Here is a 25,579-nt window from a genome sequence, read left to right on the forward strand (position 1 = left end):
ACACGGCAACGCTCGCGATCCCGGCATCCCGGCACGCCCGGGCCACGCGGACAGCGATTTCGCCACGGTTGGCGATGAGCACCTTGCGCACGATGAACCTCCCCAGACTCCGCTCGGAGCCACAAGACTGTTCGAGTGCGCACTTCTCCTTCAATACGGTCCGTTGCAGAACTGGGTCAGAATCCGCAGACCCGGGGCAGCACTTACCGGAAGAGGAAAGGGGAAGGTCAGACCTCCGTCAAATAGCCGGGCCCGGCGGACGGATCCGCCGGGCCCGGAAAGAAAAGGAATGCGCCATTCCGCGGAGAATTTCGAGGGACGGTCGAGAAGCGTTCGGAGGCGTTCCGCAGCGGCGTTCGGAAGGGGTTCGGGAGGCGTTCGGAAGGAGTTCGGAAGGGGTCCGGAAGGCTCGGGAGGCGCTTCCCGCCGTCCCGCGGGGTTTCGCGGACCGGTCGACCACTTGGTCAGTTGATCACCTGGCCTGTTGATCACCTGGCCCGTTGATCACTTGGCCGGTCGGGCTCCCGGGCTCGTCCCCGGCCAACCGTCCCGCAGTGCCTTGCGGTACCAAGGCGCCGCGAGGGAGAAACCGGTGTCGAAACCGGCGCCGGGTGCGCGACGCAGGTCGGACCAGAGCGGGGTGCTGTCGAAAACGTGGTCGGTGGTGAACATGTCGAGTCCGGACGGCGGTACGCCGTTCTCGGCCAGGACCGCCCTGGCTCGGTCCACGGTCAGTTCCCGGTCCGGCCAGTCGACCCCGGTGCACTCGGCGACCGCGCGCAGAAGGGTGTCCACGGGGAGGGGCTCCGGGTGGGCGGCGTGGTAGACGGAGGCGGTCAGGTCGGCGGCGGGGGCGAGCGCGGTGGCCACCAGCAGCGCGGCCAGTTCGGGTACGGCGACAGCGGAGCTCCGGGCGGGCCAGCCCTCCACCGTGCCGGGCAGCACGCGCAGCATCCGGGTCAGGCCGGGCACCACCCACCTGTCGCCCTCCCCGTACACCAGGTGCGGGCGCAGGACGACGCCGCCGGCCGCGAGAACGGTGTCCTCGGCCGCGGCCCGGGTGCGGGACGTGGGCGAGCCCGGGTTGCGGCGCAGCTCTTCGGGCCGGTCGCCGCGGAAGGTGCCACGGCCGTAGACGGACGCGGTGCTCAGCTGGACGATGCGCGCAACCCCCGCGCGGCGCGCTTCCTCGATGAGCGCCGCCGTGCCACGGGCGTTGACGGCCTCGTTGGCCTCGACGCCGCCGCCGATCTGCGAGGCGCAGTGGATCAGGACGTCGACGCCGTCGCACACCCCGCGCAAGGACGCGGGGTCGGTCAGATCGGCCCGTACGACGCGAGTACCGTCATGGCCCGCAGGACGCTCCTGGGTCGGGGGACCCTCCTGGGTCGGCGGACCGGAGCCGAGCAGGGGACTGCGATGGGACATGAGCCTCAAGTCGGCCCGGTACCGGGCCGCTTCACGGGTGACGTGTCCGCCGACGAATCCGGCGGCGCCGGTGATCAGGATGGTGGGCACGGGTCTGTCTCCTCGGAATGGGGACGCTCTCCCAGGCGTACGGAGGATGCGCGGGCTCAGCGGCCGCGCGGGCTCAGGACGAGCTCGGCGGTGAAGACGGTCTCAGCGTGCTGCGTACCGCGCACCCGCACCAGTACGCCGCCCTCCGTACCGTGCGGTTCGGCCTGCGGCTCGATCCAGCAGGGCGCGTCGAACTCGGCGTAGCGCGCGAAGTTGCTCTTGAGACCCAGCAGGAGGGCGTCCGGCATCCCGGTCGACACGAGGGCGGCCTGCCGGGCGGCTTCCAGCAGGACCATGCCTGGTATGTGATCGACGGGGTGGTCGAAGAAGGTGGGGTGGGCGGTGTCGACGCGCAGTTCCCAGCGGTCGCCGCTGCCGGAGGCCGATCCGGGCTCGGCAAGCAGCACGTGCCGGTCGTCGAAGTGGCCCACCGCGGCCGGGTCGATCGCGGGCGGCACGACGCGGTCGGTGGTGGTGGGCCGGCCGGCGCGCAGCCTGCGGTGGACGGCGGGACTGGTACAGCTGAACGCGGCGCCCGCGGTGGCCAGCGCCTTTCCGTCGCGCAGCACGGTGACGTCGTAGCGCATACCGCCGAGTACCCGGCCCCTGCGGACGATGTCGCGGCAGACCGTGCGCAGTTCGACCTCCGTGGGGACGGCGTCCGCGACGAGGAGTTCGGGGGAGGTGCTGAAGAACATGTCCCACATCAGGAACTGGTGCCCGAAGGGGACGCCGAACTCCGCGTGTGCGAGCAGGGAACCGATCTGGCGGACGGACTCGATCAGGAGCATCGGGTCCTGGTAGCCGCCGGACTGGGTGAAGAAGGAGTGGCTGCGCGGCCATTGGGCGCTGACCGCGAATTCGTCCGGGTCGGGTCCGGCTGGTTCGGCGGCGGCTTCCCAGCCGGTCAGCAACACCTCCGAGACGGCGGCGCGATGGACGTACTCGCGCGGAACCGTCGTGGTCAGCCGCGGCGTCAGAGTTCGCGCGGCGGTCTGGACGGAGGCCTGGGCAGAGACCTGGGCAGAGGTCTGAACGGCGGGTTGAACGGCGCTTCGGGCAGCGGGTCGTGCGGCGCTGGTGCCCACCGTCGCGACGTCGTCTTCGACGGACACACGGGTGGAGGTGGTGTACGACATGTACGGCACTCCTGTCTGTTTCCGAGCAGGGGGCAGCAATCCGTACCGCCGGCAGCCACCCCCCGTGGCCGACGTTCTCTCGCCCACACAAGATACAGACATGTCTGTTCGGTTTTTCAAGTAAAGCTTTAGCATCCTTCGAGCGATGAGCCGCCGCTACGCGCCGGTACAGCACGATTGCGCCACCAGGAACGCCCGATCTTTCAAACCGTGCAGACCTGCATGGTTAGCGCCAAGGACACGCACAGGACAAGGGGGTCCACCCCGACGGCAACCTGCCGGAAACATGACCTTGAAGCCGGAGATCTCTCCACATACCCGCAGGTCAACGTGGGTAGATTGGAAAAGGTACGGACCGACGCGCGGGGGATTTCGAACGCGTTGACAATCAGACAAGTCTGTTTGCTATCGTCCTCATTGTGAGAGTTCAGCAGTCCGTTCCGTGATGACGAGACTGTGCCTCAGGAGGAGCAGATGAATCGGCAAGCCGTGGATCTACTCGACGCCCGATCGCAGCGCAATCTTCCGCACCGCCCCACGATTCCCCAGCCCGGGCGGGCCGTTGCCCCACAGACGGCCGCCGACCACCCCAGCCCCCCGGCCGGAGCACTGCGCGTCCTGGTCGTAGAAAACGATGTCAGGGCCGCCGACTCCCTCGTCCAGGGCCTGTTGCGGCAGGGGTACGCCGCGCAGAGCGTGGCCACCGGCACCAAGGCGCTCCAGGCGCACCGCGATGCCGATCTCCTGCTGCTCGACCTGGACCTGCCCGACCTGGACGGGCTCGAGGTGTGCCGGGGCATCCGGGCGGTCTGCGACACCCCGGTCATCGCCGTCACCGCGCGCGGCTCCGAGCTCGATCGCGTGCTCGGACTGCAGGCCGGCTCGGACGACTACCTGGTCAAGCCGTACGGCTTCCGCGAGTTGCTGGCCCGGATGGAGGCGGTGATGCGCCGGGTGCGTCAACAGCCCGCCGCCGCCCAGGTCATCACCCACGGGCCGCTGCGCATCGACGTCGGAACCCGGGTGGCCACGCTGAACGGGAAGCCGGTGGACCTGACCCGCAAGGAGTTCGACCTGCTGCATCTGCTGGCCTCGCAGCCCGGCACCGTCATGCCGCGGCGCCAGCTCATGGCGCAGGTCTGGGACGACACCTGGTCCCACCGCGGGCGCACCATCGACACCCATGTCAGCAGCCTGCGCGGCAAGCTCGGTTCGAGCAGTTGGATCATCACCGTACGCGGTGTCGGTTTTCGGCTCGGCCACCCGTGAGCGGCACCCGCAGGCCGTACGAGGACCACGTGAAGGCCGCTTGAGGGCTGCTTGGAGACCACTCGAGGTCCACTTGAGAAGCACGCGATGAATGGCCGAGGACCGACCGAAAATCGAGCCAAACCGGAAGCAAATACTCCCGCCTACTGGCGGCGTGCCGCCTTGCCGATACAATACAGACCAGTCGGTAAAATTCCAGTGGGCGAGAGCAAGGACCTGGTATGGCCACACAAGAGCGCGGGACGAGGTCGAGGCACTCGATCCTGGAGTCCGCGGCCCGCGTGTTCGACGAGCGCGGCTACGACGCGGCGAGCACCAACGACATCCTGGCCCGGACGGGCCTCACTCGAGGCGCGCTGTACCACCACTTCCCCTCCAAGGAAGCGATCGCCGTGGCCCTCGTGACCGCGCACAGCGAGGCGCTGGTGGTGCCGGACCAGGCGGTGAAGCTCCAGGCCGTCATCGACCTCACCCTGGAGTTCGCCCAGCGCCTCCAGCGCGATCCGGTGCTACGGGCCAGCGTGCGGCTCGCCGTCGAGCAGACGTCGTTCTCGCGGCCGCCGCAGACGGCGTACGAGCAGTCGGGCGCCGCCATACTCGCCCTGCTGCGGCAGGCCGAGGAGCAGGGCGAGATCCTGCCGGGCGTGGACATCCAGGAAGCCACGTCGACCATCGTCGGCGCCTTCACCGGAATGCAGTTGATGTCCCAGGTCTACAGCAACCGCGAGGATCTGCCGGAACGCATCGGTGCGTTCTGGCGCTTCATGCTGCCCGGCCTGGCCACGCCCGGCATGCTCGGCCGCCTCCGCACCATCCCGCCGCCGGCCCGCGAGACGGCCTGACCCCCGCCAGGACCCCACAGCCAAGCCCCACGCCCTGTCCCACACCCTGTCCCACACCCTGCACCGCGCCCTGCACCGCCAGTCGAACAGCACACGGCGCCCCGAACGCGAACTCCCGGGCGGGGCCGCCTACCCGTGACGGACCCGAGCCCGACACCTCACCCGGGCCGATCCCCCCACCACGGGTGCCTTTCGCATGCCGTCCCGTTCACGGGCACCGCCCCGCAACCGGCCTCTGGACACCGAGGGCTCCGCCCACACCCGGGCTCCAGCCCCTCCCGCCTCCCGGACGGGGCCGGCGTCCCCCAGGTCCTGGGCCACGCACCCAAGCCCTGCCGAGTTGCGCGCCGGCCCTCAGGCCAACTCCGCCCAGGACGCGCGATCTTGAGGAGACGGCAGGGGCCCGCCCTCACCCCCGCTTCAGAACTCAGACCCCCTCGGACCCGCTCCCCACCCGTCGTTCCTCCTGCGCCAGTCCCTCCCCGGCCAACGAGAACAACGGGCGCAACAACGCCCACAACCGCTTGGACGTCTTGGGGTCCCACCACTCCGCGTCCGTGTGCCCGAGCGACTCCAGCCCCGCGGCCACCACCACCGCCAGCTCGGCCAGATCCTCCGGCGCCGGCACGACGTCCCGGTGCGCGTCGACCACCCGCCTGCGCACCAACGCCAGTACGTCGTCACGCAACCGAGGCGGCCCCGCCGACCCGTCCACCGCCAGCTGTATGCCGGCCCGGACCAGTTCCTCCGTACGCAACGCCTCGCACAGGGCGACCAGGAGGCGCTCCGGGGCATCCTCCACAGGCCCCTCGAAGGCCTCGTCCATCAGCGCGACGACCCGCTCGTGCGCCTGCTCGTACACCGCGGCCGTCAACTCCGCGGTGGAGGTGAAGTGGTGGTAGAGAGCCCCCCGGCTCACCCCGGCCCGGCGGCAGATGTTGACCAGTCCCGCATCGGAGAGCCGGCCGTTCGCTATCAGTTCCGCCGCGGCACGGACGAGAGCCTGACGGGTCTGTTCAGACCGGGTCTGCATCAGGCTGCACCTGCCTATTCCTGCTCTTGGCATGAAGGAGCGCGCGGGTGCCCCGAAGGCGCCAGCAGCAACCGGAATCATACAACCATGCCTGTTTTAGTCGACAGCCCCGTGCACCCAGACCTTCATGCAATCCCCATAAATCATGCAGCTCTTGCCCATGGACGGGCTCTTGACGACCGGGCGATCCCGTGAGCACACCCCATCCGGAACGCCCGTCCACTCTTGACAATCAGACAAGTCTGTTTGTTACGTTGGCGCTGGCCACGTTGCCCCGGCACCCAAGCGTCACCCGAGCGTCGAGGAGTCCGATGAGCAGCACGACCGCCCCCACCGCGCCCACCTCCACGAGCGCGCCGACCTCACCGACCGGCCCGATCCCCCCTGTCACCGCGGCGATCCCCCTGGTCGGCAGTGGATTCGGCGAAGCCCTGCACGAGGGCCTGGTCCGCGCGGCGGCCCGGATGTCGTCCCGCCCGGGCCACTCCCCACTCATGGCGTCCGCCACCACCCTGGGGTCCTGGGAGACCGGCGCCGTCCTGGACCGCTTCACCACCCGCCTCCCCACCGCACTCGCCCCCGCCGAGGCGGAAGTGCCCACCTTGCGCACCACGCTGACGGAGTTCGCCCGCACCGTCCTGACCCGCGCCGCGGACACCACCCCCGCACCCACCCCCATCGCCCCGCCCGCCGCCTCCCCGCACCAGGTGGCCGCCGCGGTCGCCCTGCTCCTCGAGTGCGCCCTCCTGCACGTCCTGGAGAACGGCATCGCGCGCCACGAGAGCGCGCTGCCCCGCGCGGTCGCGGTCGTCCGGCGCCTCGGCGAGGTCGTCCGGGAGGCAGGGGAGGGCATGTGGTCCGGCGACGACGGCCGCGGCGAGCGCCGCCGGCTGGCCCGGCAGCTGCACGACGAACTGGGCGGCGCCCTGTCCCTCGCCCGACTCAGCCTCGACGCCGCCGCGACCTGCGCCCCCGTCAGGACCGGCTCATCCGCCCCTGGCTCTCCCGGCGCCGTCGCGGCCCACCTCGCCACCGCCCAAGGGGCACTGGCCGCGGCGGCCAGGGAGAACCAGGCGCTCATCGACGGCGTGCGCCACCGCGCCGACCTGCCGCCCCTGCGCGAGGCCCTGGAGGCCTTCCTCGCGGGCCCTCGTCCCGTCGACGGCCGCCGTATCCAGGCCTCCGTCGAGGTCATCGGTGACGAGTGGACCCTCTCCGAGCGGCACCGGGAGGAGACCTTCCTCGCCCTGCGCGAGGCCCTGCGCGACCGCCTGGCCCGCTCGGGCGCGCGCCGCGTGGACACCGTCGTACGCGTCACCAGGCGCTGGCTGTATGCGAAGGTGACCGACGACGGCCAGGGCCCCGCGGCGGGTTCCGCCGGCTCCGCCGATTCCGCGCGGGCCCTACGCTCCCTCACCGACCGCGTCGAGGACCTCGGTGGGCGGACCGGCATCACTCCGGGCACCCCCACCGGCACCCTGCTGGAGATCCATCTGCCCCTGCGCGGACACCCCTGAGCCCCGCCCGAGGAAAACTGAGAGACAGAACACACTCCGACCAGCGCCCCGGCCGACCCCACCCCGGCCCCGCCCGAGGACCCGTACCGGAGACATGGAAAAGGGCCCATCGTCTTGACGATGAGCCCTTTTCGCTGGTGCGCGAGGGGGGAGTTGAACCCCCACGCCCTTGCGGGCACTGGAACCTGAATCCAGCGCGTCTGCCTATTCCGCCACCCGCGCATTGGGTGTGTCTTTGGTCTCTCACCGAGTGGTGCGAGCCCCTGTCGACATGCAGAAGATTAGCACGCTGTCCGGGGTGGAATCACATCCCTTTCCACGGCCACGGGCCCCGCCGGCACCGCACGTCTCAGGCCTAACCGGTTCACGTATCAACCTCGTACCGGTCCAGGCCATCTCTCCAGGAGCAGGACAGGGTGCACAGTCAGGTGCGGGACACTGGTCTCGGGCCGCCTCTACGATCCATGGCAGGAGTAGTGCCGGGAAGTGTTCGAAGAGGAGCCCCGGAGGGAACTCCGGGAAGGGACTTCGGAAGGCGTCGACACCCGTCGACAGGGCCGACAGGGGGAACCAGCCGATTTCCCGACGCGTGGATACGATCAGTAAGCAGTACCAGCAGGACCAGGACGACTACGGCAGGCCGTACGACACGGCGGGCCGTACGCAGTACGACGTGGACAGCAGGCAGAACCAGGACGGTTACGAAGGAGGAGGTGCCCCATGGGAGTCCTGAAGAAGTTCGAGCAGCGCCTCGAAGGTCTGGTCAACGGCACCTTCGCCAAGGTGTTCAAGTCCGAGGTCCAGCCCGTGGAGATCGCCGGAGCACTACAGCGCGAGTGCGACAACAACGCCACGATCTGGAACCGCGACCGGACCGTCGTACCCAACGACTTCATCGTGGAGCTGAGCGCGCCGGACTTCGAGCGCCTCAGTCCCTACTCCGGCCAGCTCGGCGACGAGCTCGCCGGGATGGTGCGCGACTACGCCAAGCAGCAGCGCTACACCTTCATGGGCCCCATCAAGGTCCACCTGGAGAAGGCGGACGACCTCGACACCGGTCTCTACCGGGTGCGCAGCCGTACGCTCGCCTCCTCCACCGACCAGCAGGCCCCCGAGCGCGCCCCGGCGGGCCCGCCCCCCGGCCGTCCCGGTGGCTACGGCTATCCGGCGGCCGCCCCGGGCGCGGGTCCCACGGGCGCTCCCCCGATGCCGTCCGCGCCGCCGCCCGGCGTGCGCCCCGGCCCGTCGCCGATGGGCTCCCGGCCCGGCGCGGCTCCGGGCCCGGTGGCAGGCGGCCGCATGCGGCACTGGATCGAGATCAACGGCACCCGCCATCAGATCTCCCGCCCGACGTTGGTGATGGGCCGCAGCACCGAAGCCGACGTGCGGATCGACGACCCCGGCGTATCCCGCCGGCACTGCGAGATCCGGACCGGAACGCCCTCGACGATCCAGGATCTCGGGTCCACCAACGGCATCGTGGTGGACGGGCAGCACACCACCCGCGCTACGCTCCGCGACGGCTCGCGGATCGTCGTGGGCAGCACCACCATCATTTACCGGCAAGCCGAAGGGTGAAGCGGGGGCAATGTCAGAGCTGACCCTCACGGTCATGCGGCTGGGTTTCCTGGCCGTACTGTGGCTGTTCGTGATCGTGGCCGTGCAGGTCATCCGCAGCGACCTGTTCGGAACGCGCGTCACACAGCGCGGCTCGCGCAGGGACGCCTCCAGGCCGCAGCAGGCCGCGCGCCAGGCCACACCACCTCCGCAGCGCCAGCAAGCGGCGCCGCCGAGCGGCGGCGGTGGCCGACAGCGCCGCGGCGCCCCCACCAAGCTGGTCGTTTCCGAAGGCACTCTCACGGGCACGACCGTCGCGCTCCAGGGGCAGACCATCACCCTGGGCCGCGCGCACGACAGCACCATCGTGCTGGACGACGACTACGCGTCCAGCCGCCATGCCAGGATCTACCCGGACCGGGACGGCCAGTGGATCGTCGAGGACCTCGGCTCCACCAATGGCACGTATCTCGACCGGAGCCGACTGACGACTCCCACGCCTGTTCCGCTGGGCGCGCCGATCCGCATCGGCAAGACCGTCATCGAGCTGCGGAAGTAGTGCTACGTCATGAATGAGCGCGAGCGGAGCGAGCACGCAGCAGTGGTCCACACGACGGACCCCGGCGCGCTCCCGACCGGAGGGTGGGCACCGTGCGGATGTACCCGGAGCCGACGGGCGAGGTGCGCATGAGTCTGTCACTGCGCTTCGCCGCCGGATCGCACAAAGGCATGATCCGCGAGGGCAACGAGGACTCCGGTTACGCCGGTCCCCGGCTGCTCGCGATCGCCGACGGTATGGGCGGCCAGGCCGCCGGTGAGGTCGCCTCCTCAGAGGTGATCTCCACCATCGTCGCGCTCGACGACGACGTCCCGGGCTCCGACATCCTCACCTCGCTGGGCACCGCCGTGCAGCGTGCCAACGACCAGCTGCGGATGATGGTCGAGGAGGACCCCCAGCTGGAGGGCATGGGGACCACCCTCACCGCACTCCTGTGGACCGGTCAGCGCCTCGGCCTCGTGCACGTCGGCGACTCGCGCGCGTACCTCCTGCGTGACGGCGTCCTCACGCAGATCACCCAGGACCACACGTGGGTGCAGCGCCTCGTCGACGAGGGCCGCATCACCGAAGAGGAAGCCACCACCCACCCGCAGCGCTCCCTCCTGATGCGCGCGCTGGGCAGCGGCGACCACGTCGAGCCGGACCTCTCCATCCGCGAAGTCCGCGCCGGCGACCGCTACTTGATCTGCTCCGACGGCCTGTCCGGCGTCGTCTCCCATCAGACGATGGAGGACACCCTCGCCAGCTACCAGGGCCCGCAGGAGACAGTCCAGAACCTCATCGAGCTCGCGCTGCGCGGCGGCGGCCCCGACAACATCACCGTCATCATCGCCGACGTCCTCGACATCGACTCGGGCGACACCCTCGCCGCCCAGCTCTCCGACACCCCGGTCGTGGTCGGCGCGGTCGCCGAGAACCAGCACCAGCACCAGCTGCACGACAACGGCGCCATGCAGACCCCCGCGGGCCGCGCCTCCAGCCTCGGCCGTCCGGTGCCCGGACAGGGCGGTGGCGGCGAGTTCGGCCCGCCCGGCAGCGGCGACACCACCGGTTACGTCTCCACGGGCGGCTACGGCGACTACTCCGACGAGGACTTCGTCAAGCCGAGCGCCGGACGCAAGTGGCTGAAGAGATCCCTCTACACCGCGCTGGCCCTCGCCGTCGTCGGCGGCGGTCTGTACGGCGGCTACCGGTGGACGCAGACGCAGTACTACGTCGGCACCCAGGACCAGCACGTCGCGCTGTACCGCGGGATCAGCCAGGACCTGGCCTGGGTCTCGCTCTCGAAGGTGGAGAAGGATCACCCCGAGATCGAACTCAAGTACCTGCCGCCGTACCAGCAGAAGCAGGTCAAGGCGACGATCGCGGAGGGCGGCCTCCAGAACGCCCAGAAGAAGGTCAGCGAGCTCGCCACACAGGCCTCCGCGTGCAAGAAGGACGCCGAGCGCCGCGCCGTCGACAGCCAGAACAGCGCGAAGACCGGCACGGGCCAGGCAGGTGGAACCACGGGAACCACAACCACCTCGCTGACGTCCAAGGCCACGTCCAGCCCGTCCGCGACGCCGAACCCATCGAGCTCGGCACCGTCTTCGAAACCGTCCACCTCCGCCGCACCCACTCCCACACCCGGCCCCAGCCTCTCCGACGAGGAGCAGAAGCTGGTCTCGCTGTGCGGTAAGCAGTAAGAAGCCGTGAGGGGCCCTGTCACACCATGAGCAGTAGTACGAACACGCCGACGCACCACACATCGACCATCGGTTCGATCGGCACACCGAGCCGCCGTAACACCGAGTTGGCGCTGCTGGTGTTCGCCGTCCTCATCCCGGTCTTCGCGTACGCCAACGTGGGCCTCGCCATCGACGAGAAGGTGCCCTCCGGCCTGCTGAGCTACGGCCTCGGCCTCGGCCTGATCGCGGGCGTCGGCCATCTCGGCGTCCGCAAGTTCGCGCCGTACGCCGACCCGCTGCTGCTGCCGCTGGCGACGCTGCTCAACGGCCTCGGCCTGGTGATGATCTGGCGTCTCGACCAGTCCAAGCTGCTCCAGTCGCTGCCCAACTTCGCCCCGGCAGCACCCCGCCAGCTGATGTACACCGCGCTGGGCATCGGTCTGTTCGTCGCCGTGCTGATCTTCCTGAAGGACCACCGCGTCCTGCAGCGCTACACCTACATCTCCATGTTCGGCGCCCTGGTCCTGCTCCTGCTGCCGCTGGTCCCGGGCCTCGGCGCCAACATCTACGGCGCCAAGATCTGGATCTCGATCCCCGGTCTGGGCACCCTCCAGCCCGGCGAGTTCGCGAAGATCATCCTTGCGGTCTTCTTCGCCGGCTACCTCATGGTGAAGCGTGACGCGCTGGCCCTCGCCAGCCGCCGCTTCATGGGCCTCTACCTGCCGCGCGGCCGCGACCTCGGCCCGATCTTGGTCGTCTGGTTCGTCTCCATCCTGATCCTGGTCTTCGAGACCGACCTCGGTACCTCGCTGCTGTTCTTCGGCATGTTCGTGATCATGCTGTACGTCGCCACGGAGCGGACCAGCTGGATCGTCTTCGGTCTGCTGATGTCGGCGGTCGGCGCCGTCGGTGTGGCGAGCTTCGAACCGCACATCCAGACGCGTGTCCAGGCCTGGCTCAACCCGCTGCACGAGTACAAGCTCAGCCAGGCCGGAACCCACGACGGCATCCTCCACTCCGAGCAGGCCATGCAGGCCCTGTGGGCCTTCGGCTCCGGCGGCACGCTCGGCACCGGATGGGGACAGGGCCACTCCGAACTCATCCGGTTCGCCGCCAACTCCGACTTCATCCTCGCCAGCTTCGGCGAGGAACTGGGCCTGGCGGGGATCATGGCGATCCTGGTCATCTACGGCCTGATCGTGGAACGCGGCATCCGTACGGCGCTAGCGGCCCGCGACCCGTTCGGCAAGCTCCTCGCCGTAGGCCTCTCCGGCGGCTTCGCGCTCCAGGTCTTCGTCGTCGCGGGCGGCGTCATGGGCCTGATCCCGCTCACCGGTATGACGATGCCGTTCGTGGCCTACGGAGGCTCCTCCGTCATCGCCAACTGGGCGCTGATGGGCATCCTCATCAGAATCAGCGACACCGCCCGCCGCCCGGCCCCCGCGCCCGCACCCAGCCCCGACGCCGAGATGACTCAGGTGGTCCGCCCGTGAACAAGCCCCTGCGCCGGATCGCGCTCTTCTGCGGGCTCCTCGTCCTCGCCCTGCTCATCCGCGACAACTACATCCAGTACGTCCAGGCGGACAGCCTGCGGACCGACTCACTCAACCGCCGCGTCGCCATCGAGCGGTACGCCACCCCGCGCGGCGACATCATCGTCGACGGCAACCCGATCACCGGGGCCGCCAAGTCGGCCAAGAGCGGCATCAACGACTTCGAGTACAAGCGCACCTACAAGGACGGCGCGATGTGGGCGCCCGTCACCGGGTACGCCTCCCAGGCCTTCGGCGCCACCCAGCTGGAGAGCATCGACGACGGCATCCTCACCGGCAACGACGACCGGCTCTTCTTCCGCAACACCCTCGACATGATCACGGGCAAGAAGAAGCAGGGCGGCAACGTCGTCACCACCCTCAACGCCGCCGCGCAGAAAGCCGCGTACCAGGGCCTGCTGAGCCGCGGCAAGGGCGCCGTCGCCGCGATCGACCCGCAGACCGGCGCGATCCTGGCGTTGGCCTCGACCCCGTCGTACGACCCCTCGACCTTCGCCGGGAACTCGACGAGCGTCGACGGCAAGGCCTGGACGAAACTGCAGAAGAAGAACAACCCCGACGACCCGACGCTCAACCGGGCCCTGCGCGAGACCTACCCGCCCGGCTCCACCTTCAAGGTGGTCACCGCGGCGGCGGCGCTGGAGAACGGCCTGTACACGTCCGCGGACCAGAAGACCAACTCGCCGCTGCCGTACACCCTGCCGACCACCACGACCCCGTTGAAGAACGAGGGGAACATCCCCTGCGAGAACGCCACCATGCGCGTGGCACTCAAGGTGTCCTGCAACACGGTCTTCGGCAAGATCGGTGCGGATCTCGGCAAGGACAAGATGCTCGCGGAGGCCGAGAAGTTCGGCTTCAACTCCGAGCAGTTCACGCCGGTGCGCTCCAACGCCTCGAACTTCCCCAAGACGATGGACAAGCCGCAGACCGCGCTCAGCTCCATCGGCCAGTTCGAAACCGCCGCGACCCCGCTGCAGATGGCCATGGTGGCCTCGGCCGTCGCCGACAACGGCACGCTGATGAAGCCGTACATGGTCGACAAGCTGCAGGCCCCGAACCTCGACGTCATCTCGCAGACCGACCCGCAGAAGATGAGCCAGCCGCTCTCCAAGGAGAACGCCCAGATCCTGCAGTCGATGATGGAGACGGTCGTCAAGGAGGGCACGGGTACGAAGGCGCAGATCTCCGGCGTCACCGTGGGCGGCAAGACCGGTACCGCCCAGCATGGTGTCGCCAACAGTGAGAAGCCGTACGCGTGGTTCATCTCATACGCCAAGCTCCCCGACGGCAGCTCGCCGGTCGCCGTGGCCGTGGTGGTCGAGGACGGCGCCGCGAACCGTGGAGACATCACGGGTGGTGGTCTCGCCGCCCCCATCGCGAGGAGCGTGATGAAGGCAGTGATCGACAGCAAGAAGTGACCCCTGTCACGTCCCCTTCACATCGGTGCACGTTGCGATACCGGTCCTGTATCGGGTGACGGGCTTGGCCAGGTCACAGAAGCCGAGCCGGGTACGGTATGCCCGGACGGCACACCGCCGGACCACACATGCGTGCGGTCGGGACCGACGGAGAGGGCTGGTAGGTAGCTATGGAAGAGCCGCGTCGCCTCGGCGGCCGGTACGAGCTGGGCCAGGTGCTCGGCCGTGGTGGCATGGCGGAGGTACATCTCGCCCATGACACCCGGCTCGGCCGCACCGTGGCGGTGAAGACGCTGCGAGCCGACCTCGCACGCGACCCGTCGTTCCAGGCCCGGTTCCGCCGGGAGGCCCAGTCGGCCGCCTCGCTCAACCATCCCGCGATCGTCGCCGTGTACGACACGGGTGAGGACTACATCGAGGGCATCTCCATCCCGTACATCGTGATGGAGTACGTGGACGGGTCCACGCTGCGCGAGCTGCTGCACTCGGGCCGCAGACTGCTCCCCGAGCGGTCCATGGAGATGACCATCGGCATCCTCCAGGCCCTCGAGTACTCCCACCGCGCCGGAATCGTCCACCGTGACATCAAGCCGGCCAACGTCATGCTGACGCGCAACGGCCAGGTCAAGGTCATGGACTTCGGCATCGCCCGCGCCATGGGTGACTCCGGCATGACGATGACGCAGACCGCCGCGGTCATCGGCACCGCCCAGTACCTCTCCCCGGAGCAGGCGAAGGGCGAGCAGGTCGACGCGCGCTCGGACCTCTACTCGACCGGCTGCCTCCTCTACGAGCTGCTGACCGTGCGTCCGCCCTTCGTGGGCGACTCCCCGGTCGCGGTCGCGTACCAGCACGTACGCGAGGAGCCGCAGCCGCCGTCGGTCTTCGACCCCGAGATCACGCCCGAGATGGACGCGATCGTCCTGAAGGCACTGGTCAAGGACCCGGACTACCGCTATCAGTCCGCCGACGAGATGCGCCAGGACATCGAGGCCTGCCTCGACGGCCAGCCCGTCGCCGCCACGGCCGCCATGGGCTCCGTGGGCTACGGCGGCTACCCGGACGACCAGGCCACCACGGCGCTGCGCTCCACGGACGCCCAGGCCACGTCCATGCTGCCCCCGATGAACCCGGACGACGGCGGCTACGGCTTCAACAACTACGACGACCGCCCGGACCGCCGCCGCCAGCAGAAGAAGTCGAACACCTCGACGATTCTGCTGGTCGTGGCGGGTGTGCTGGTCCTGGTCGGCGCGATCCTCATCGGAAAGTGGATCTTCAGCGACAGCGGGGTGAGCAACAACACCGTCTCCGTCCCCAACCTCGTCAGCCAGTCGCAGAAGGACGCCACCCAGCTGGCCACCAACGCCGAGCTGAAGGTTTCGGTCACCAATAAGCCCTGTGAGGACGAGAAAAAGGGCAACGTCTGCTCCCAGGACCCGAAGGCGGGCGTGAAGGCCACCAAGGGCGACACCATCAACCTGGTGGTGTCCACGGGGGCGCCGAAGGTGGTCGTGCCCGGCGTCACCGGCCAGAGCCTCGACGACGCCAAGGCGAAGCTCGAGGGCGACGGCTACAACTTCGAGGTCAAGACGCAGACCCAGGTCTCCACGGAGGACCCGAACACCGTCCTGGACCAGGACCCGAAACTCGGCGCGGAGGTGCAGAAGGGATCCACGATCACCCTCACCATCGCCAAGGCCGCCGAAAAGGCCACGGTCCCGGACGTCGCCGGCAAGTCCTGTGAAGAGGCCAAGGCGCTGATGACGGCCAACAACCTGGTCGGCAACTGCACCGACATCGACGTGACCGACCCGAACCAGGCCGACAAGGTCGTCTCGACCGTTCCGGCGATCGGCAGCTCGGCCGACAAGAACTCCAGCGTCAACATCCAGGTGGGCAAGGCGCAGAACCAGCAGGTCACGGTGCCGACTCTGACCCAGATGTCGCTCAAGGACGCCAAGAAGGCAATCCAGAATGCGGGGCTGACGGTGGGCAACATCACCGGGTCCCAGGACGACAACGCGATCGTTTTCAACCAGGATCCGCAGCCCAACAGCTCGGTCGCCCAGGGCACCCCCGTCAACCTGGTCGCCATCCAGAGCGGCAACGGCAACAACAACGGCGGTAACAACTTCGTCGGCGGCCTCACCGGAGGCTGACGCAGCGGTTGAGACAGCGGTCGAACGAACTGTGCCCCGCCCGGGAATCCTCCCGGGCGGGGCACAGTTCGTTCGAGTTCGGTGTCGAGCCCGGTCGAGTCGTTCGACCGGCCCGCCTCAGCCCAGTTCCTTCGGCGGCGTGCGCGCGCTGTCCACCTTCTGCACGCGCTCCAGCTCACCCCACACGATGTAGCGGTACTCCGACGTGTACACCGGCGTGCAGGTCGTCAGGGTGATGTAGTGGCCCGGCTTCGTCTTGCCCGACTGCTTCGGGACCGACTGGAGGACCTTGACGTTGTACTTCGAGGTCTCCGGGAGGATCGAGAAGACCTTGTAGACGTACCAGTCGCCCTTGGTCTCGAAGACGATCGGGTCACCCTTCTTTATCTTGTCGATGTTGTGGAACTTGGCGCCGTGGCCGTCGCGGTGGGCGGCGAGCGTGAAGTTGCCCGTCTTGTCGGTCATCGGCAGCGTCGCCTTGACGGGGTCGATGTAGTAGCCGGCGACGCCGTCGTTGAGGATCTTCGTGGAGGTGCCCTTCTCGACCAGCACCTCGCCGTTCTTCATGGACGGAACGTGCAGGAAGCCGATGCCGCCGTTGGTGTCCAGGGCGCCGGGGCCGCTCTTGTCCTGCGCCCAGGTGTCGCGGACCTTGTCGCCCTGCTTGTCGGCCTTGCGGTCCGCGACGACGTTCGTCCACCACAGCGAGTAGACGACGAACAGGGCGAGCACCAGGCCCGCGGTGATGAGGAGTTCACCCAGGATGCTGACCGCCATCGCGATCCGGCTCACTCCACGACGCTTCGGAGCGGCCGCTTCGGCGTCGGCCTCGGCCTCGGCGCGCTCGTCGTGGTCGGTCCTCGCTGCCACTGTGCATCTGCCCCGTCTGGTCTGTCTCAGGTTGTCTCACGTGCTGGTGCCCGACGGGGCTCCTACCCGAGGAGCGCGTCCGGCTTGCCCTTGCTGCGCGGGCGTTCCTCGACCATCTTGCCCCACACGATCATGCGGTACTTGCTGGTGAATTCCGGCGTGCAGGTGGTCAGTGTGATGTAGCGGCCCGGCGCCTTGAAACCGGACCCCTGGGGGATGGGGTCCAGCACCTTCGTGTTCGACGGGGACGTCACCGGCAGGATCGACGTCATCTTGTACACGAAGTAGTCGTCCTGAGTCTCGACCACGATGGAGTCACCGGGCTTGAGCCGGTTGATGTACCGGAACGGTTCTCCGTGCGTGTTGCGGTGCCCGGCGAGACCGAAGTTGCCGGTCTTGGCGTCCGGCATCGCCGTCTTCAGGGCTCCCTCGCCGTAGTGGCCCACCATTCCGCGGTCGAGGACCTTCGTCTTGCTGGTGCCCTCGGCGATCGGAGCGACCACGTCCAGCTTCGGGATGTGCAGGATGGCGAAACCCTGTCCCGGCTCGAACGTCCCGGGACTCCGCTTGCCGCTCGCCCAGTCCTCCTGGAGGTGGTGCGCGGCACTTCCCGCCTGCTGGTGTGCCCGCACGTTCGACCACCACAATTGGTAGGTCACGAACAGCAGCATCAGGACGCCGGTGGTGATGAACACCTCGCCGATCACCCGGCTGACGAGGACGGCCGCACCGGGCTTCTGTGCGCGCGCCGCCCGCCGGGCCTGAACACGGCTCAGCGGCGCGTCAGCGGCCTTCTCCGCCGACTCCACCGACTCCTGGGCACCCTGGGACTCCTGGGGCTCCTGAGCCCCTCCGTGGCGCCCGTGACGCCGCGCCGCCTTGCGCCGCGCCGCACGACCCCCGGAAGCGGGCATCCCCTCGTTCCTGGCCCGACCCGCCAACTGCTCGGCCCTGCGCCGCGCCTCGGAGACCTCCGAGGCCCGCAGCGCCACGGTCTCGTCGTCCAGCTTCGGAGCCGCGACGACCGGTTCGGCGTACCCGGGCATGGGTCTGGTGAGCGGTTCGCCGTAGGCGGGAGCAGGATTCTGCGCACCCCCCGGCGCGCCCTGCCAGTCGCGCGCGTACCCCTCGGGGCCGTCCACGGCGTACTGGTGCTGCCCCTGCCCGGACCACTCCTGGCCCGGCAGCGGATCGGTGAGCGGATCCGCGAGCTGCTCGACCGCGGCCTCGAACGCGCCGGGTCCCCCGTACGGCTGCTGCCCGTACGAGGACCCGTCGTCTCCGGTGCCGCCGTAGGCGGCGCCGGACTCGCGCTCGGGGCGCAGGGCGGTCACGCCGTGGCCCTGCCCACCACCGGGGCGAGCCCCACCGACCTCGCCACGGCACCCTGGTCGCCGCACTCCACCAGCCAGTTGGCGAGCATCCGGTGACCGTGCTCGGTCAGCACCGACTCGGGATGGAACTGCACACCCTCGACCGGGAGTTCACGGTGGCGCAGCCCCATGATGATCCCGTCGTGGGTACGGGCGGTGACCTCCAGCTCGGCCGGCACGGTCTCCGGCTCGGCGGCCAGCGAGTGGTAGCGGGTCGCGGTGAAGGGGGACGGCAGTCCGGCGAAGACACCTCTGCCCTCGTGCTCCACCAACGACGTCTTGCCGTGCAGCAGCTCGGGCGCCCGGTCCACGACACCGCCGTACGCCACCTGCATCGACTGCATGCCGAGGCAGACGCCGAAGACGGGGACACCCGTGTCCGCGCAGTGGCGGACCATGTCGACGCAGACGCCGGCCTGCTCGGGAGCTCCGGGGCCGGGTGACAGCAGTACGCCGTCGAATCCGTCCTGGGCGTGCGCGGTCGAGACCTCGTCGTTGCGCAGCACCTCGCACTCGGCGCCGAGCTGGTACAGGTACTGGACCAGGTTGAAGACGAAGCTGTCGTAGTTGTCGACGACGAGGATCCGCGCGCTCACTGGTTGTTCACCGTCACATCGTTGAAGGGGAGCAGCGGTTCGGCCCACGGGAAGACGTACTGGAAGAGTACGTAGACCACCGTGAGGACGAGCACGAGTGAGATCAGCGCCTTCGCCCATGCGTTACCCGGCAAATGCCGCCAGATGAAGCCGTACATGCTGTCCCTTCCGTCGCATCACGGCACCAGAGCCACGCCATACACCATCGGACCCACGCCGTACGGGACCAGACTAACGGCGTAGCGCCTGAGGTTTCCCGGCCTCCACGGGCTGCGTGGAATCCAGGTGGGCCCAGACGATCAGCCGATGACTGTGTCCCCACTCCGGATCGCACGTGGTCAGCGTGAGATAGCGGCCCGGAGCCGTGTACCCGGACTTACGTGGCACAGGATCGATCACCTCAACGTCCGTGGGCACTGTTTTGTAGGGGCCTTTGTCGATCCGATACGTGAACCAGGTCGTCCCGTCGGTCAGCACCACCGCGTCCCCCCTGCGTAGCTGGGGAAAGTCCTTGAACGGGTCACCGTACGTGCGCCGGTGCCCCGCGACGGCAAAGTTCCCCTCCTGCCCGAGCTGGGCCGTCCCCCGGTAATGCCCGAGCCCCTTCTGCAGGACGCTCGTGCCGGTGCCTTCGAGTACGGGCTTGTTCCACGTGAAACCAAGACGGGGGATGTACATCACCGCGAAGGGCTTGCCGTAGGCGTAGGGGCCCGGGGCCTTCGGGCTCTCGGTCGTGCTCGCCGTCGGCGTCTTCGGGTTCCCGGTGGCCGGGGTAGTCGGAGGCGTCTTCGACTGCTGGGCGACCGATCCCTTCGACCACTGCTTCTGGAGCTGGTCGATCTGGTGGTTCATCTCGCTGTCGGCCTTCACGCCCGTCCAGAACAGGACGTAGACCACGAAGAGCACGATGAGCGTGCCGATGGTGATGCACAGTTCGCTCACTGTCCGGACGAGCACTCGCACCGACACGGGACCCCCAGCGGCAGCTGCTTCAGCCACTACTCCACAGGTTTTGCGTAGTGGAGATCCACTGTGCCCGAGTAGCCGGGAAGAGTCACCGTCCCGTCCTGCTCGACTTTCCAGCCGAGCCCGTAGACGTTGACGTACACCATGTAGTTCTGGATCGCCGGAGAGTCCGCGAGAGCCTTCTGGAGCTTCTGGGGGTCACCGATCGCGGTGATCTTGTACGGGGGTGAGTAGACCCGGCCCTGGAGGATCAGGGTGTTTCCGACACAGCGCACGGCGCTGGTGGAGATCAGCCGCTGGTCCATCACCTTGATGCCCTGGGCGCCACCCAGCCACAGGGCGTTCACCACCGCTTGCAGGTCCTGCTGGTGGATGACCAGGTAATCGGGCTGCGGCTCGGGGTAGCCGGGCAGCTTGGCCGTGGCGTTCGGCGGCGCGTCGTTGAGGGTGACCGTGACGGCCTTGCCCTTGAGCTTCTGGGTGCCGGTGTTCTTCTCCAGCGCGGCGAGCTTGGCGGCGTCGGCCTTGCTGCCACCGTTCTCCCGCCCGGCGAGCGTGTCGACCTCGTCACGCAGGACGCCGTTGGACTCGTCCAGCGACGCGTTCTTGTGGCTGCGCTCCTGGATGAGGTCGGAGAGTTTCAGCAACGACGCGTCCGTGCGGATATTGGTGCCCTTGGCCGTGTTGAAGCTGGTGAAGAAAATCAGCCCGGCGAGCGCGAAGACGGCGACGGTGAGTACACGTACGGGCCGGAAACGGCGCGTAACGGCAGGACTGGAACCCGTCCCGGGGGAGTCGGCAGAATTGCTCAACGTACCCTTATCTCCTTCGGCGCCGCGGAAGCACTACGCTAACGGACGCCCGGGGGAGCGCTCAGTGTCCCCTTGTACGCTGCCCCGGAGCCCGCCCCAGTTCCCTGCGCGGCCACGCAGCGCATCGACAGGAGAGACCCTCGTGCCGAAGTCACGTATCCGCAAGAAGGCCGACTACACGCCGCCCCCGGCGAAGCAGGCGACCAACATCAAGCTGACCAGCCGCGGCTGGGTCGCACCGGTCATGCTGGCCATGTTCCTCATCGGCCTCGCCTGGATCGTCATCTTCTACGTGACGGACGGCTCGCTGCCCATCGACGCCCTCGGCAACTGGAACATCGTGGTCGGCTTCGGCTTCATCGCGGCGGGATTCGGCGTCTCCACGCAGTGGAAGTAGCTCTGCCCAGGGTTATCCACTGAGTTATCCACAAGAGTTTTCCACAGGTGGAAAAAGAACGACGATCTGTGGATAACTCATCCGGGGTTGACGCCGGTGTGACTGACCTACCGGGATCCGCAAACCTGTTCGCCCCCTGTCCGACCTGCGAAAACTCGGGTCAGTGACAGGGGGCACAGCTGTTCCCACACAGCGTGCACAAGATCCGCCACGATCTGTGGACAACACCGCGCTCCAAGGCTTCTCAAGTGAGCCGAGTGGTACCTCAGGTGAGCTGAGCCGTCCTGACCAGCGTCGCGACGACCACCGCGGCCAGGACTACGGCACACACCCCGTACTGGATCAGGGTCCGCCGCTCGCGCGGGGCGTGGACCATGGCGTAGCCGACGACCACACCGCCGACGAGTCCGCCGATGTGGGCCTGCCAGGCGATGTTGCTCCACCCGAAGGTGAAGATCAGGTTGATCACCAGCAGGGCGATCACGGGGCGCATGTCGTAGTTGAGCCGGCGCATCAGAACGGCGGTCGCGCCGAAGAGGCCGAAGATCGCGCCGGAGGCGCCCAGCGAGGGCTGGTTCGGCGCGGCGACGAGGTAGGTGAGCGCGCTGCCCGCGAGACCCGAGACGAAGTAGAGGGCGAGATAGCGGGCACGGCCGAGGGCCGCTTCCAGGGGGCCGCCGATCCACCACAGGCTGAGCATGTTGAACAGGATGTGGATGTAGCTGCCGTGCAGGAACATCGCCGTCAGCATGCGGTACCACTGGCCCTCCGCCACGCCCTCGACCGAGCCGAGCAGCGGGACGAACGCGCGGCCGATGAGGTCGAAGCTGTCGGTGAAGCGGTCGCCCACCGACAGCTGGACCAGGAAGACGGCGAGGTTGAGCCCGATCAGGATCTTGGTGAGGAGCCGGGGGTCCGCGGTGACGGTGCCGCCCGCGAGGGTGCGCGGCTGCGAGGCCGACGGCGCGTGGCCCGTGCCCGAGCCGGCGCGGACGCACTCGGGGCACTGGAAGCCCACGGAGGCACTGATCATGCACTCGGGGCAGATGGGGCGCTCGCAGCGGGTGCAGCGCACGCCGGTTTCACGATCCGGATGCCGGTAGCAGGTGGGCAGGGCCTGGGCGTCCTGATGTCCCTGGTCCTGCGGGCCCTGCGGGTTGCCTGGCGCCTGGTCCATGGGGTCCCCTCAATCCGGTCGTACGCAATGCACCGCCCCGCCCATCCTTACGGATGAGCGGGGCGTTTGGTTCCCTGCGGGAGCCCTCGGGACCTTCGGGTCCTTCGGGCCCTTGGGTCTCAGCCTTCGCGGGGTTCAGCCTTCGCGGGGCGGGTCTCAGCCCTTGCGGGTCTCGACGACGACCGACTCGATGACGACGTCGTTGACCGGGCGGTCGGTGCGCGGGTTGGTCTGGGTGCCCGCGATGGCGTCCACGACCTTCTGGCTGGCCGCGTTGGTGACCTCGCCGAAGATGGTGTGCTTGCGGGTCAGCCAGGCGGTCGGGGAGACGGTGATGAAGAACTGCGAGCCGTTGGTGCCGGGGCCGGCGTTGGCCATGGCCAGCAGGTACGGCTTGTCGAAGGCGAGCTCCGGGTGGAATTCGTCCTCGAACTGGTAACCGGGGCCGCCGGTGCCGTTGCCCAGCGGGTCACCGCCCTGGATCATGAATCCGCTGATCACCCGGTGGAAGACCGTGCCGTCGTAGAGCTTGTTGGTGGACTTCTCACCCGTCTCCGGGTTGGTCCACTCACGCTCGCCCGTGGCAAGCTCGACGAAGTTCCGGACCGTCTTGGGCGCGTGGTTCGGCAGAAGCCGGACTTCGATGTCGCCTTGGTTGGTCTTCAGGGTGGCGTAAAGCTGCTCGGCCACGATCTGCCTTCCGTTGCCTTCTTTTGACCCCCCGATCCTCGCACGGACCGGGCCTCGCGTCGCTCGGCCACCACCTCCGAGCGAATACCCGGGGTCGCCCTTGCGGAAATCCCGTCGAGTCCGTGCGTGCACGGGACGCGAAGCGGCGATCCGTGGCATTGTCGGCGACAAGCTCCTGTTGCCCCGTATGCCCTATCTCGCATGCCTCGCGGCCCCTCGGGGGGCATGATCTCGAACAGGGCGGAAAGGTGAACCGTGCCCCCTTTGGGGTACTCGAACGCCCACGTACGCCACCGAGGAGGAGGAAAACCCGTGACCCGCATTGACAGCGTGCGCGCCGCGACCGGCTCGGCGAAGGACAGCGTGCTGCACGCCGCGGAAGTGGTGGCGCCTTACGCCGACACGGCCAAGGACCGGGCCTCGTACTACGCGAACGAGGCACTCGTACGGCTCGCGCCCAAGGTGTCGCTGGCCGCAGAGCAGGCCCGCGTCCAGTACGGCGCCCATCTCGCGCCGCGCCTTGAACAGGCCCGCACGCATGTGCCGCCGAAGGTCGACCAGGCCGCCATCCGCACCCGGCTGGCGGCCGCGCAGGCCGCCGAGTACACCAGGCCGAGGATCGAGCAGGCGGTGGCCGCGGCCCAGCCTGTACGTGAGGAGGCCGCGTCACGCGGTGTGGCGGCGATCGCCGCGCTGCGCGGACAGGTCTCGCCCCAGGAGATCCAGAAACTGGTCCGCAAGCACGAGCGACGCGCGAAGGCCGGCCGCGTCGCCAAGGGGCTGCTCATTCTGGGGATTCTCGCGGGCGGCGCCTTCGCCGCCTGGAAGTGGTGGGACAAGCAGGCCAACCCCGACTGGCTGGTCGAGCCGCCCGCCGCGACGGAAGTGCCCGAGACGGGCCGCCTGTCCTCGGTCGACGGCACCGGCCTGTCCGACCTGGACCCCGAGGTCCAGGCCAAGCAGGCCGAGGAGGAGACGGACCGCGACGACCGTCGCTGACCCCGGACCAGGGAGACGAGCCCTGAGCAAGGGCAACAACATCGCCGTGGGGGGGGGGGGGGGGGGGGGGGGCGGCCCCCCGCGCGGGGGGGGGGGGGGGGCGGGGGGGGGGCCCCCCCCGCCCGGGCGGGGGGGGGGGGCGGCCCGCCCCCGGCCCCCCCCCCCCCCCCCCCCCCCCCCCCCCCCCCCCCCCCCCCCCCCCCCCCGCGGGGGCCCCCCCCCCCGCCCCCCCCCCCCCCCCCACGGCGATGTTTCACGTGGAACCGGCGGAACCGGCGGAACCGGCGGAGTGGAACCGAACGACGGACCCGTGGGCGCGGCACGATAACAAGCCGATGTACGCCTTCCGCCACGATGACGTTTGCAACGACCGATGCTCACAACATCCGCACAGATCCTCTTCACCCTGCGCATTGCCATGATTACGCATATCTGCTTACAGCAGCTCACAGGATGCTTCGACGGCGGCGCGGACCTCCCCCGTGTCCCGTCGGCCACCGGTGGGGCGCCATCGGCGCCCGCACGCAAGCCGACCGTTTGCGCAAACAACTGCAACGACTGCGAAGTCTGCTGCGTGACTCAAGTCACCGGAAAACAAGAACCGGCCAGCCGCCGCGAAGGGCGTCTGACCGGTCCGGGATGTGGAGCCTAGGGGAGTCGAACCCCTGACATCTGCCATGCAAAGACAGCGCTCTACCAACTGAGCTAAGGCCCCGGAAGACAGGCGTCCGGCCGGTGGAATCGGGTACCGGAGGGCGCCGCAAACCAGAGTACCGGGTCACCCCCGGGATCTCGCAAAAAGATTGGGGGTCCCCGTGGGCGACCACTCTCCGTAAGATGCTCGACGTGGTTCGCGACAGCGAACCGCCGTATTTGGGGAAGCGATGGGGAGACGCAATGGACGCTGCACAGCAGGAAGCAACCGCAAGAGCCCAAGAGCTGCAGCGGAACTGGTACGGAGAGCCGTTGGGGGCGCTCTTCCGTAGGCTCATCGAGGATCTGGGCCTCAACCAGGCGCGTCTTGCCGGGGTGCTGGGACTTTCCGCGCCCATGCTGTCGCAGTTGATGAGCGGTCAGCGTGCCAAGATCGGCAATCCCGCGGTGGTGCAGCGCGTGCAGCTGTTGCAGGACCTGGCGGGGCAGGTCGCGGACGGCAGCGTCAGCGCCGCCGAGGCGACCGAGCGCATGGACGAGATCAAGAAGTCGCAAGGGGGCTCGGTGCTCAGCAACACCACGCAGTCGACGAGCAGTTCAGGTGCGCCTACGGTGAAGCGGGTGGTCCGCGAGATCCAGTCGCTGCTGCGCTCCGTGGCAGCCGCGGGGGACATCATCGACGCGGCCGACACCCTCGCCCCGACCCACCCGGAACTGGCAGAGTTCCTCCGGGTGTACGGCGCCGGCCGCACCTCCGACGCGGTAGCCCACTACCAGTCGCACCAGAGCTGAGCCGGCGGCCCGGCAG

Annotated in this window: 25 protein-coding genes and 2 tRNA genes; 13 read left to right on the plus strand and 14 right to left on the minus strand. The window is 68.7% G+C overall.

Going from position 1 to position 25,579, the window contains the following annotated elements; all coding sequences use genetic code 11:
- The 3 genes from ACIRA5_RS41270 to ACIRA5_RS41280 all read right to left on the minus strand — a co-directional run.
- Positions 1–91: biotin carboxylase N-terminal domain-containing protein (locus tag ACIRA5_RS41270; RefSeq protein WP_308427085.1), on the minus strand; the 91-nt coding region annotated here is incomplete at its 3' end.
- Positions 92–504: 413 nt separating this feature from the next.
- The gene (locus tag ACIRA5_RS41275; RefSeq protein WP_403700032.1) at positions 505–1,518 is read right to left on the minus strand and encodes an NAD-dependent epimerase/dehydratase family protein; all 1,014 of its coding nucleotides are present in this window, start codon (positions 1,516–1,518) and stop codon (positions 505–507) included.
- A 56-nt stretch (positions 1,519–1,574) separates the two neighbouring features.
- On the minus strand, positions 1,575–2,657 hold the full coding sequence (locus tag ACIRA5_RS41280; protein ID WP_403700034.1) for a ScbA/BarX family gamma-butyrolactone biosynthesis protein: 1,083 nt from the start codon (positions 2,655–2,657) through the stop codon (positions 1,575–1,577).
- Between the two features lie 474 nt (positions 2,658–3,131).
- Here ACIRA5_RS41280 and ACIRA5_RS41285 point away from each other — a divergent pair, with 474 nt between their 5' ends.
- Together ACIRA5_RS41285 and ACIRA5_RS41290 are read left to right on the plus strand one after the other, a co-directional pair.
- The gene (locus tag ACIRA5_RS41285) at positions 3,132–3,926 is read left to right on the plus strand and encodes a response regulator transcription factor (RefSeq protein WP_403700037.1); all 795 of its coding nucleotides are present in this window, start codon (positions 3,132–3,134) and stop codon (positions 3,924–3,926) included.
- Between the two features lie 221 nt (positions 3,927–4,147).
- A complete protein-coding gene (locus tag ACIRA5_RS41290; protein WP_403700040.1) occupies positions 4,148–4,768 on the plus strand; it encodes a ScbR family autoregulator-binding transcription factor in 621 nt (206 codons plus the stop codon).
- Positions 4,769–5,195: 427 nt separating this feature from the next.
- Here ACIRA5_RS41290 and ACIRA5_RS41295 read toward each other — a convergent pair whose 3' ends face one another.
- A complete protein-coding gene (locus ACIRA5_RS41295; protein WP_403700043.1) occupies positions 5,196–5,801 on the minus strand; it encodes a TetR family transcriptional regulator in 606 nt (201 codons plus the stop codon).
- Between the two features lie 311 nt (positions 5,802–6,112).
- Between ACIRA5_RS41295 and ACIRA5_RS41300 the strand changes: the two genes are divergently transcribed.
- Entirely contained in the window at positions 6,113–7,318 is a 1,206-nt protein-coding gene (locus ACIRA5_RS41300; RefSeq protein ID WP_403700046.1) for a sensor histidine kinase, read from the plus strand.
- Between the two features lie 135 nt (positions 7,319–7,453).
- Here the strand turns inward: ACIRA5_RS41300 and ACIRA5_RS41305 are convergent.
- Positions 7,454–7,540: transfer RNA gene (locus tag ACIRA5_RS41305), tRNA-Leu, on the minus strand.
- A 367-nt stretch (positions 7,541–7,907) separates the two neighbouring features.
- Here ACIRA5_RS41305 and ACIRA5_RS41310 point away from each other — a divergent pair.
- The 7 genes from ACIRA5_RS41310 (at position 7,908) to pknB (ending at position 16,237) form a co-directional block, all read left to right on the plus strand.
- Entirely contained in the window at positions 7,908–8,051 is a 144-nt protein-coding gene (locus tag ACIRA5_RS41310) for a hypothetical protein (protein WP_159064449.1), read from the plus strand.
- Positions 8,039–8,896: an FhaA domain-containing protein gene (locus ACIRA5_RS41315; RefSeq protein WP_403700050.1), complete on the plus strand. Its 858-nt coding sequence runs from the start codon at positions 8,039–8,041 to the stop codon at positions 8,894–8,896. Before ACIRA5_RS41310 ends, ACIRA5_RS41315 begins: the two co-directional genes overlap by 13 nt.
- A 10-nt stretch (positions 8,897–8,906) precedes the next feature.
- Positions 8,907–9,434 (plus strand): FHA domain-containing protein, encoded by a 528-nt coding sequence (locus ACIRA5_RS41320; RefSeq protein ID WP_054236405.1) that lies wholly within the window; start codon positions 8,907–8,909, stop codon positions 9,432–9,434.
- A gap of 98 nt (positions 9,435–9,532) precedes the next feature.
- A complete protein-coding gene (locus tag ACIRA5_RS41325; RefSeq protein ID WP_403700414.1) occupies positions 9,533–11,119 on the plus strand; it encodes a Stp1/IreP family PP2C-type Ser/Thr phosphatase in 1,587 nt (528 codons plus the stop codon).
- A gap of 26 nt (positions 11,120–11,145) precedes the next feature.
- Entirely contained in the window at positions 11,146–12,594 is a 1,449-nt protein-coding gene (locus ACIRA5_RS41330) for an FtsW/RodA/SpoVE family cell cycle protein (RefSeq protein WP_403700053.1), read from the plus strand.
- Complete coding sequence (locus tag ACIRA5_RS41335; protein ID WP_403700057.1) at positions 12,591–14,075, plus strand: penicillin-binding transpeptidase domain-containing protein; 1,485 nt, start codon at positions 12,591–12,593, stop codon at positions 14,073–14,075. The genes ACIRA5_RS41330 and ACIRA5_RS41335 overlap by 4 nt, the downstream gene beginning before the upstream one ends.
- 170 nt (positions 14,076–14,245) lie before the next feature.
- Positions 14,246–16,237 (plus strand): Stk1 family PASTA domain-containing Ser/Thr kinase, encoded by a 1,992-nt coding sequence (gene pknB, locus ACIRA5_RS41340; protein ID WP_403700060.1) that lies wholly within the window; start codon positions 14,246–14,248, stop codon positions 16,235–16,237.
- 117 nt (positions 16,238–16,354) lie between these two features.
- Here pknB and ACIRA5_RS41345 read toward each other — a convergent pair whose 3' ends face one another.
- From ACIRA5_RS41345 to ACIRA5_RS41370, 6 genes are all read right to left on the minus strand, one after another.
- Positions 16,355–17,107, minus strand: a complete 753-nt coding sequence (locus tag ACIRA5_RS41345; RefSeq protein WP_403700063.1) for a class E sortase — start codon at positions 17,105–17,107, stop codon at positions 16,355–16,357.
- Positions 17,108–17,169: 62 nt separating this feature from the next.
- Positions 17,170–18,441: a class E sortase gene (locus ACIRA5_RS41350; protein ID WP_403700066.1), complete on the minus strand. Its 1,272-nt coding sequence runs from the start codon at positions 18,439–18,441 to the stop codon at positions 17,170–17,172.
- Complete coding sequence (locus ACIRA5_RS41355; protein WP_067376619.1) at positions 18,438–19,076, minus strand: aminodeoxychorismate/anthranilate synthase component II; 639 nt, start codon at positions 19,074–19,076, stop codon at positions 18,438–18,440. The genes ACIRA5_RS41350 and ACIRA5_RS41355 overlap by 4 nt, the downstream gene beginning before the upstream one ends.
- Positions 19,073–19,234 (minus strand): hypothetical protein, encoded by a 162-nt coding sequence (locus ACIRA5_RS41360; RefSeq protein ID WP_403700069.1) that lies wholly within the window; start codon positions 19,232–19,234, stop codon positions 19,073–19,075. Before ACIRA5_RS41360 ends, ACIRA5_RS41355 begins: the two co-directional genes overlap by 4 nt.
- A 73-nt stretch (positions 19,235–19,307) precedes the next feature.
- The gene (locus ACIRA5_RS41365; protein ID WP_403700417.1) at positions 19,308–20,039 is read right to left on the minus strand and encodes a class E sortase; all 732 of its coding nucleotides are present in this window, start codon (positions 20,037–20,039) and stop codon (positions 19,308–19,310) included.
- Positions 20,040–20,074: 35 nt separating this feature from the next.
- The gene (locus ACIRA5_RS41370) at positions 20,075–20,854 is read right to left on the minus strand and encodes a DUF881 domain-containing protein (RefSeq protein WP_403700072.1); all 780 of its coding nucleotides are present in this window, start codon (positions 20,852–20,854) and stop codon (positions 20,075–20,077) included.
- 142 nt (positions 20,855–20,996) lie between these two features.
- On the opposite strand from ACIRA5_RS41370, the gene crgA reads away from it, so the two are divergent.
- Positions 20,997–21,251 carry a cell division protein CrgA gene (gene crgA / locus ACIRA5_RS41375; protein ID WP_054236413.1) on the plus strand — a complete coding sequence of 85 codons (255 nt, stop codon included), beginning with the start codon at positions 20,997–20,999 and terminating at the stop codon, positions 21,249–21,251.
- A 265-nt stretch (positions 21,252–21,516) separates the two neighbouring features.
- On the opposite strand, the gene ACIRA5_RS41380 is transcribed toward crgA, so the two are convergent.
- Together ACIRA5_RS41380 and ACIRA5_RS41385 are read right to left on the minus strand one after the other, a co-directional pair.
- Positions 21,517–22,428, minus strand: coding sequence for a rhomboid family intramembrane serine protease (locus ACIRA5_RS41380; protein WP_403700075.1), 912 nt, complete (start codon positions 22,426–22,428; stop codon positions 21,517–21,519).
- Positions 22,429–22,584: 156 nt separating this feature from the next.
- Entirely contained in the window at positions 22,585–23,118 is a 534-nt protein-coding gene (locus ACIRA5_RS41385) for a peptidylprolyl isomerase (RefSeq protein WP_403700078.1), read from the minus strand.
- A 312-nt stretch (positions 23,119–23,430) separates the two neighbouring features.
- Between ACIRA5_RS41385 and ACIRA5_RS41390 the strand changes: the two genes are divergently transcribed.
- Positions 23,431–24,117, plus strand: a complete 687-nt coding sequence (locus ACIRA5_RS41390; RefSeq protein ID WP_403700081.1) for a DUF5324 family protein — start codon at positions 23,431–23,433, stop codon at positions 24,115–24,117.
- 642 nt (positions 24,118–24,759) lie between these two features.
- Here ACIRA5_RS41390 and ACIRA5_RS41395 read toward each other — a convergent pair.
- Positions 24,760–24,832: transfer RNA gene (locus tag ACIRA5_RS41395), tRNA-Ala, on the minus strand.
- Positions 24,833–25,014: 182 nt separating this feature from the next.
- Between ACIRA5_RS41395 and ACIRA5_RS41400 the strand changes: the two genes are divergently transcribed.
- Positions 25,015–25,563 (plus strand): DNA-binding protein, encoded by a 549-nt coding sequence (locus tag ACIRA5_RS41400; protein ID WP_067376635.1) that lies wholly within the window; start codon positions 25,015–25,017, stop codon positions 25,561–25,563.
- Positions 25,564–25,579 lie beyond the last annotated feature (16 nt).

Origin of the sequence: Streptomyces sp. NPDC096311, assembly GCF_044763085.1 — a bacterium.
Taxonomy (GTDB): domain Bacteria; phylum Actinomycetota; class Actinomycetes; order Streptomycetales; family Streptomycetaceae; genus Streptomyces.

Excerpts from the sequence above, each read along its gene's own strand:
- ACIRA5_RS41295 (WP_403700043.1), bottom strand. The coding sequence starts at position 5,801 with ATGCAGACCCGGTCTGAACAGACCCGTCAGGCTCTCGTCCGTGCCGCG.
- ACIRA5_RS41380 (WP_403700075.1), bottom strand. The coding sequence starts at position 22,428 with ATGGACCAGGCGCCAGGCAACCCGCAGGGCCCGCAGGACCAGGGACAT.
- ACIRA5_RS41330 (WP_403700053.1), top strand. The coding sequence starts at position 11,146 with ATGAGCAGTAGTACGAACACGCCGACGCACCACACATCGACCATCGGT.
- ACIRA5_RS41300 (WP_403700046.1), top strand. The coding sequence starts at position 6,113 with ATGAGCAGCACGACCGCCCCCACCGCGCCCACCTCCACGAGCGCGCCG.
- pknB (WP_403700060.1), top strand. The coding sequence starts at position 14,246 with ATGGAAGAGCCGCGTCGCCTCGGCGGCCGGTACGAGCTGGGCCAGGTG.
- ACIRA5_RS41285 (WP_403700037.1), top strand. The coding sequence starts at position 3,132 with ATGAATCGGCAAGCCGTGGATCTACTCGACGCCCGATCGCAGCGCAAT.
- ACIRA5_RS41280 (WP_403700034.1), bottom strand. The coding sequence starts at position 2,657 with ATGTCGTACACCACCTCCACCCGTGTGTCCGTCGAAGACGACGTCGCG.
- ACIRA5_RS41315 (WP_403700050.1), top strand. The coding sequence starts at position 8,039 with ATGGGAGTCCTGAAGAAGTTCGAGCAGCGCCTCGAAGGTCTGGTCAAC.
- ACIRA5_RS41290 (WP_403700040.1), top strand. The coding sequence starts at position 4,148 with ATGGCCACACAAGAGCGCGGGACGAGGTCGAGGCACTCGATCCTGGAG.
- ACIRA5_RS41325 (WP_403700414.1), top strand. The coding sequence starts at position 9,533 with ATGTACCCGGAGCCGACGGGCGAGGTGCGCATGAGTCTGTCACTGCGC.
- ACIRA5_RS41320 (WP_054236405.1), top strand. The coding sequence starts at position 8,907 with ATGTCAGAGCTGACCCTCACGGTCATGCGGCTGGGTTTCCTGGCCGTA.
- ACIRA5_RS41400 (WP_067376635.1), top strand. The coding sequence starts at position 25,015 with ATGGACGCTGCACAGCAGGAAGCAACCGCAAGAGCCCAAGAGCTGCAG.
- ACIRA5_RS41360 (WP_403700069.1), bottom strand. The coding sequence starts at position 19,234 with ATGTACGGCTTCATCTGGCGGCATTTGCCGGGTAACGCATGGGCGAAG.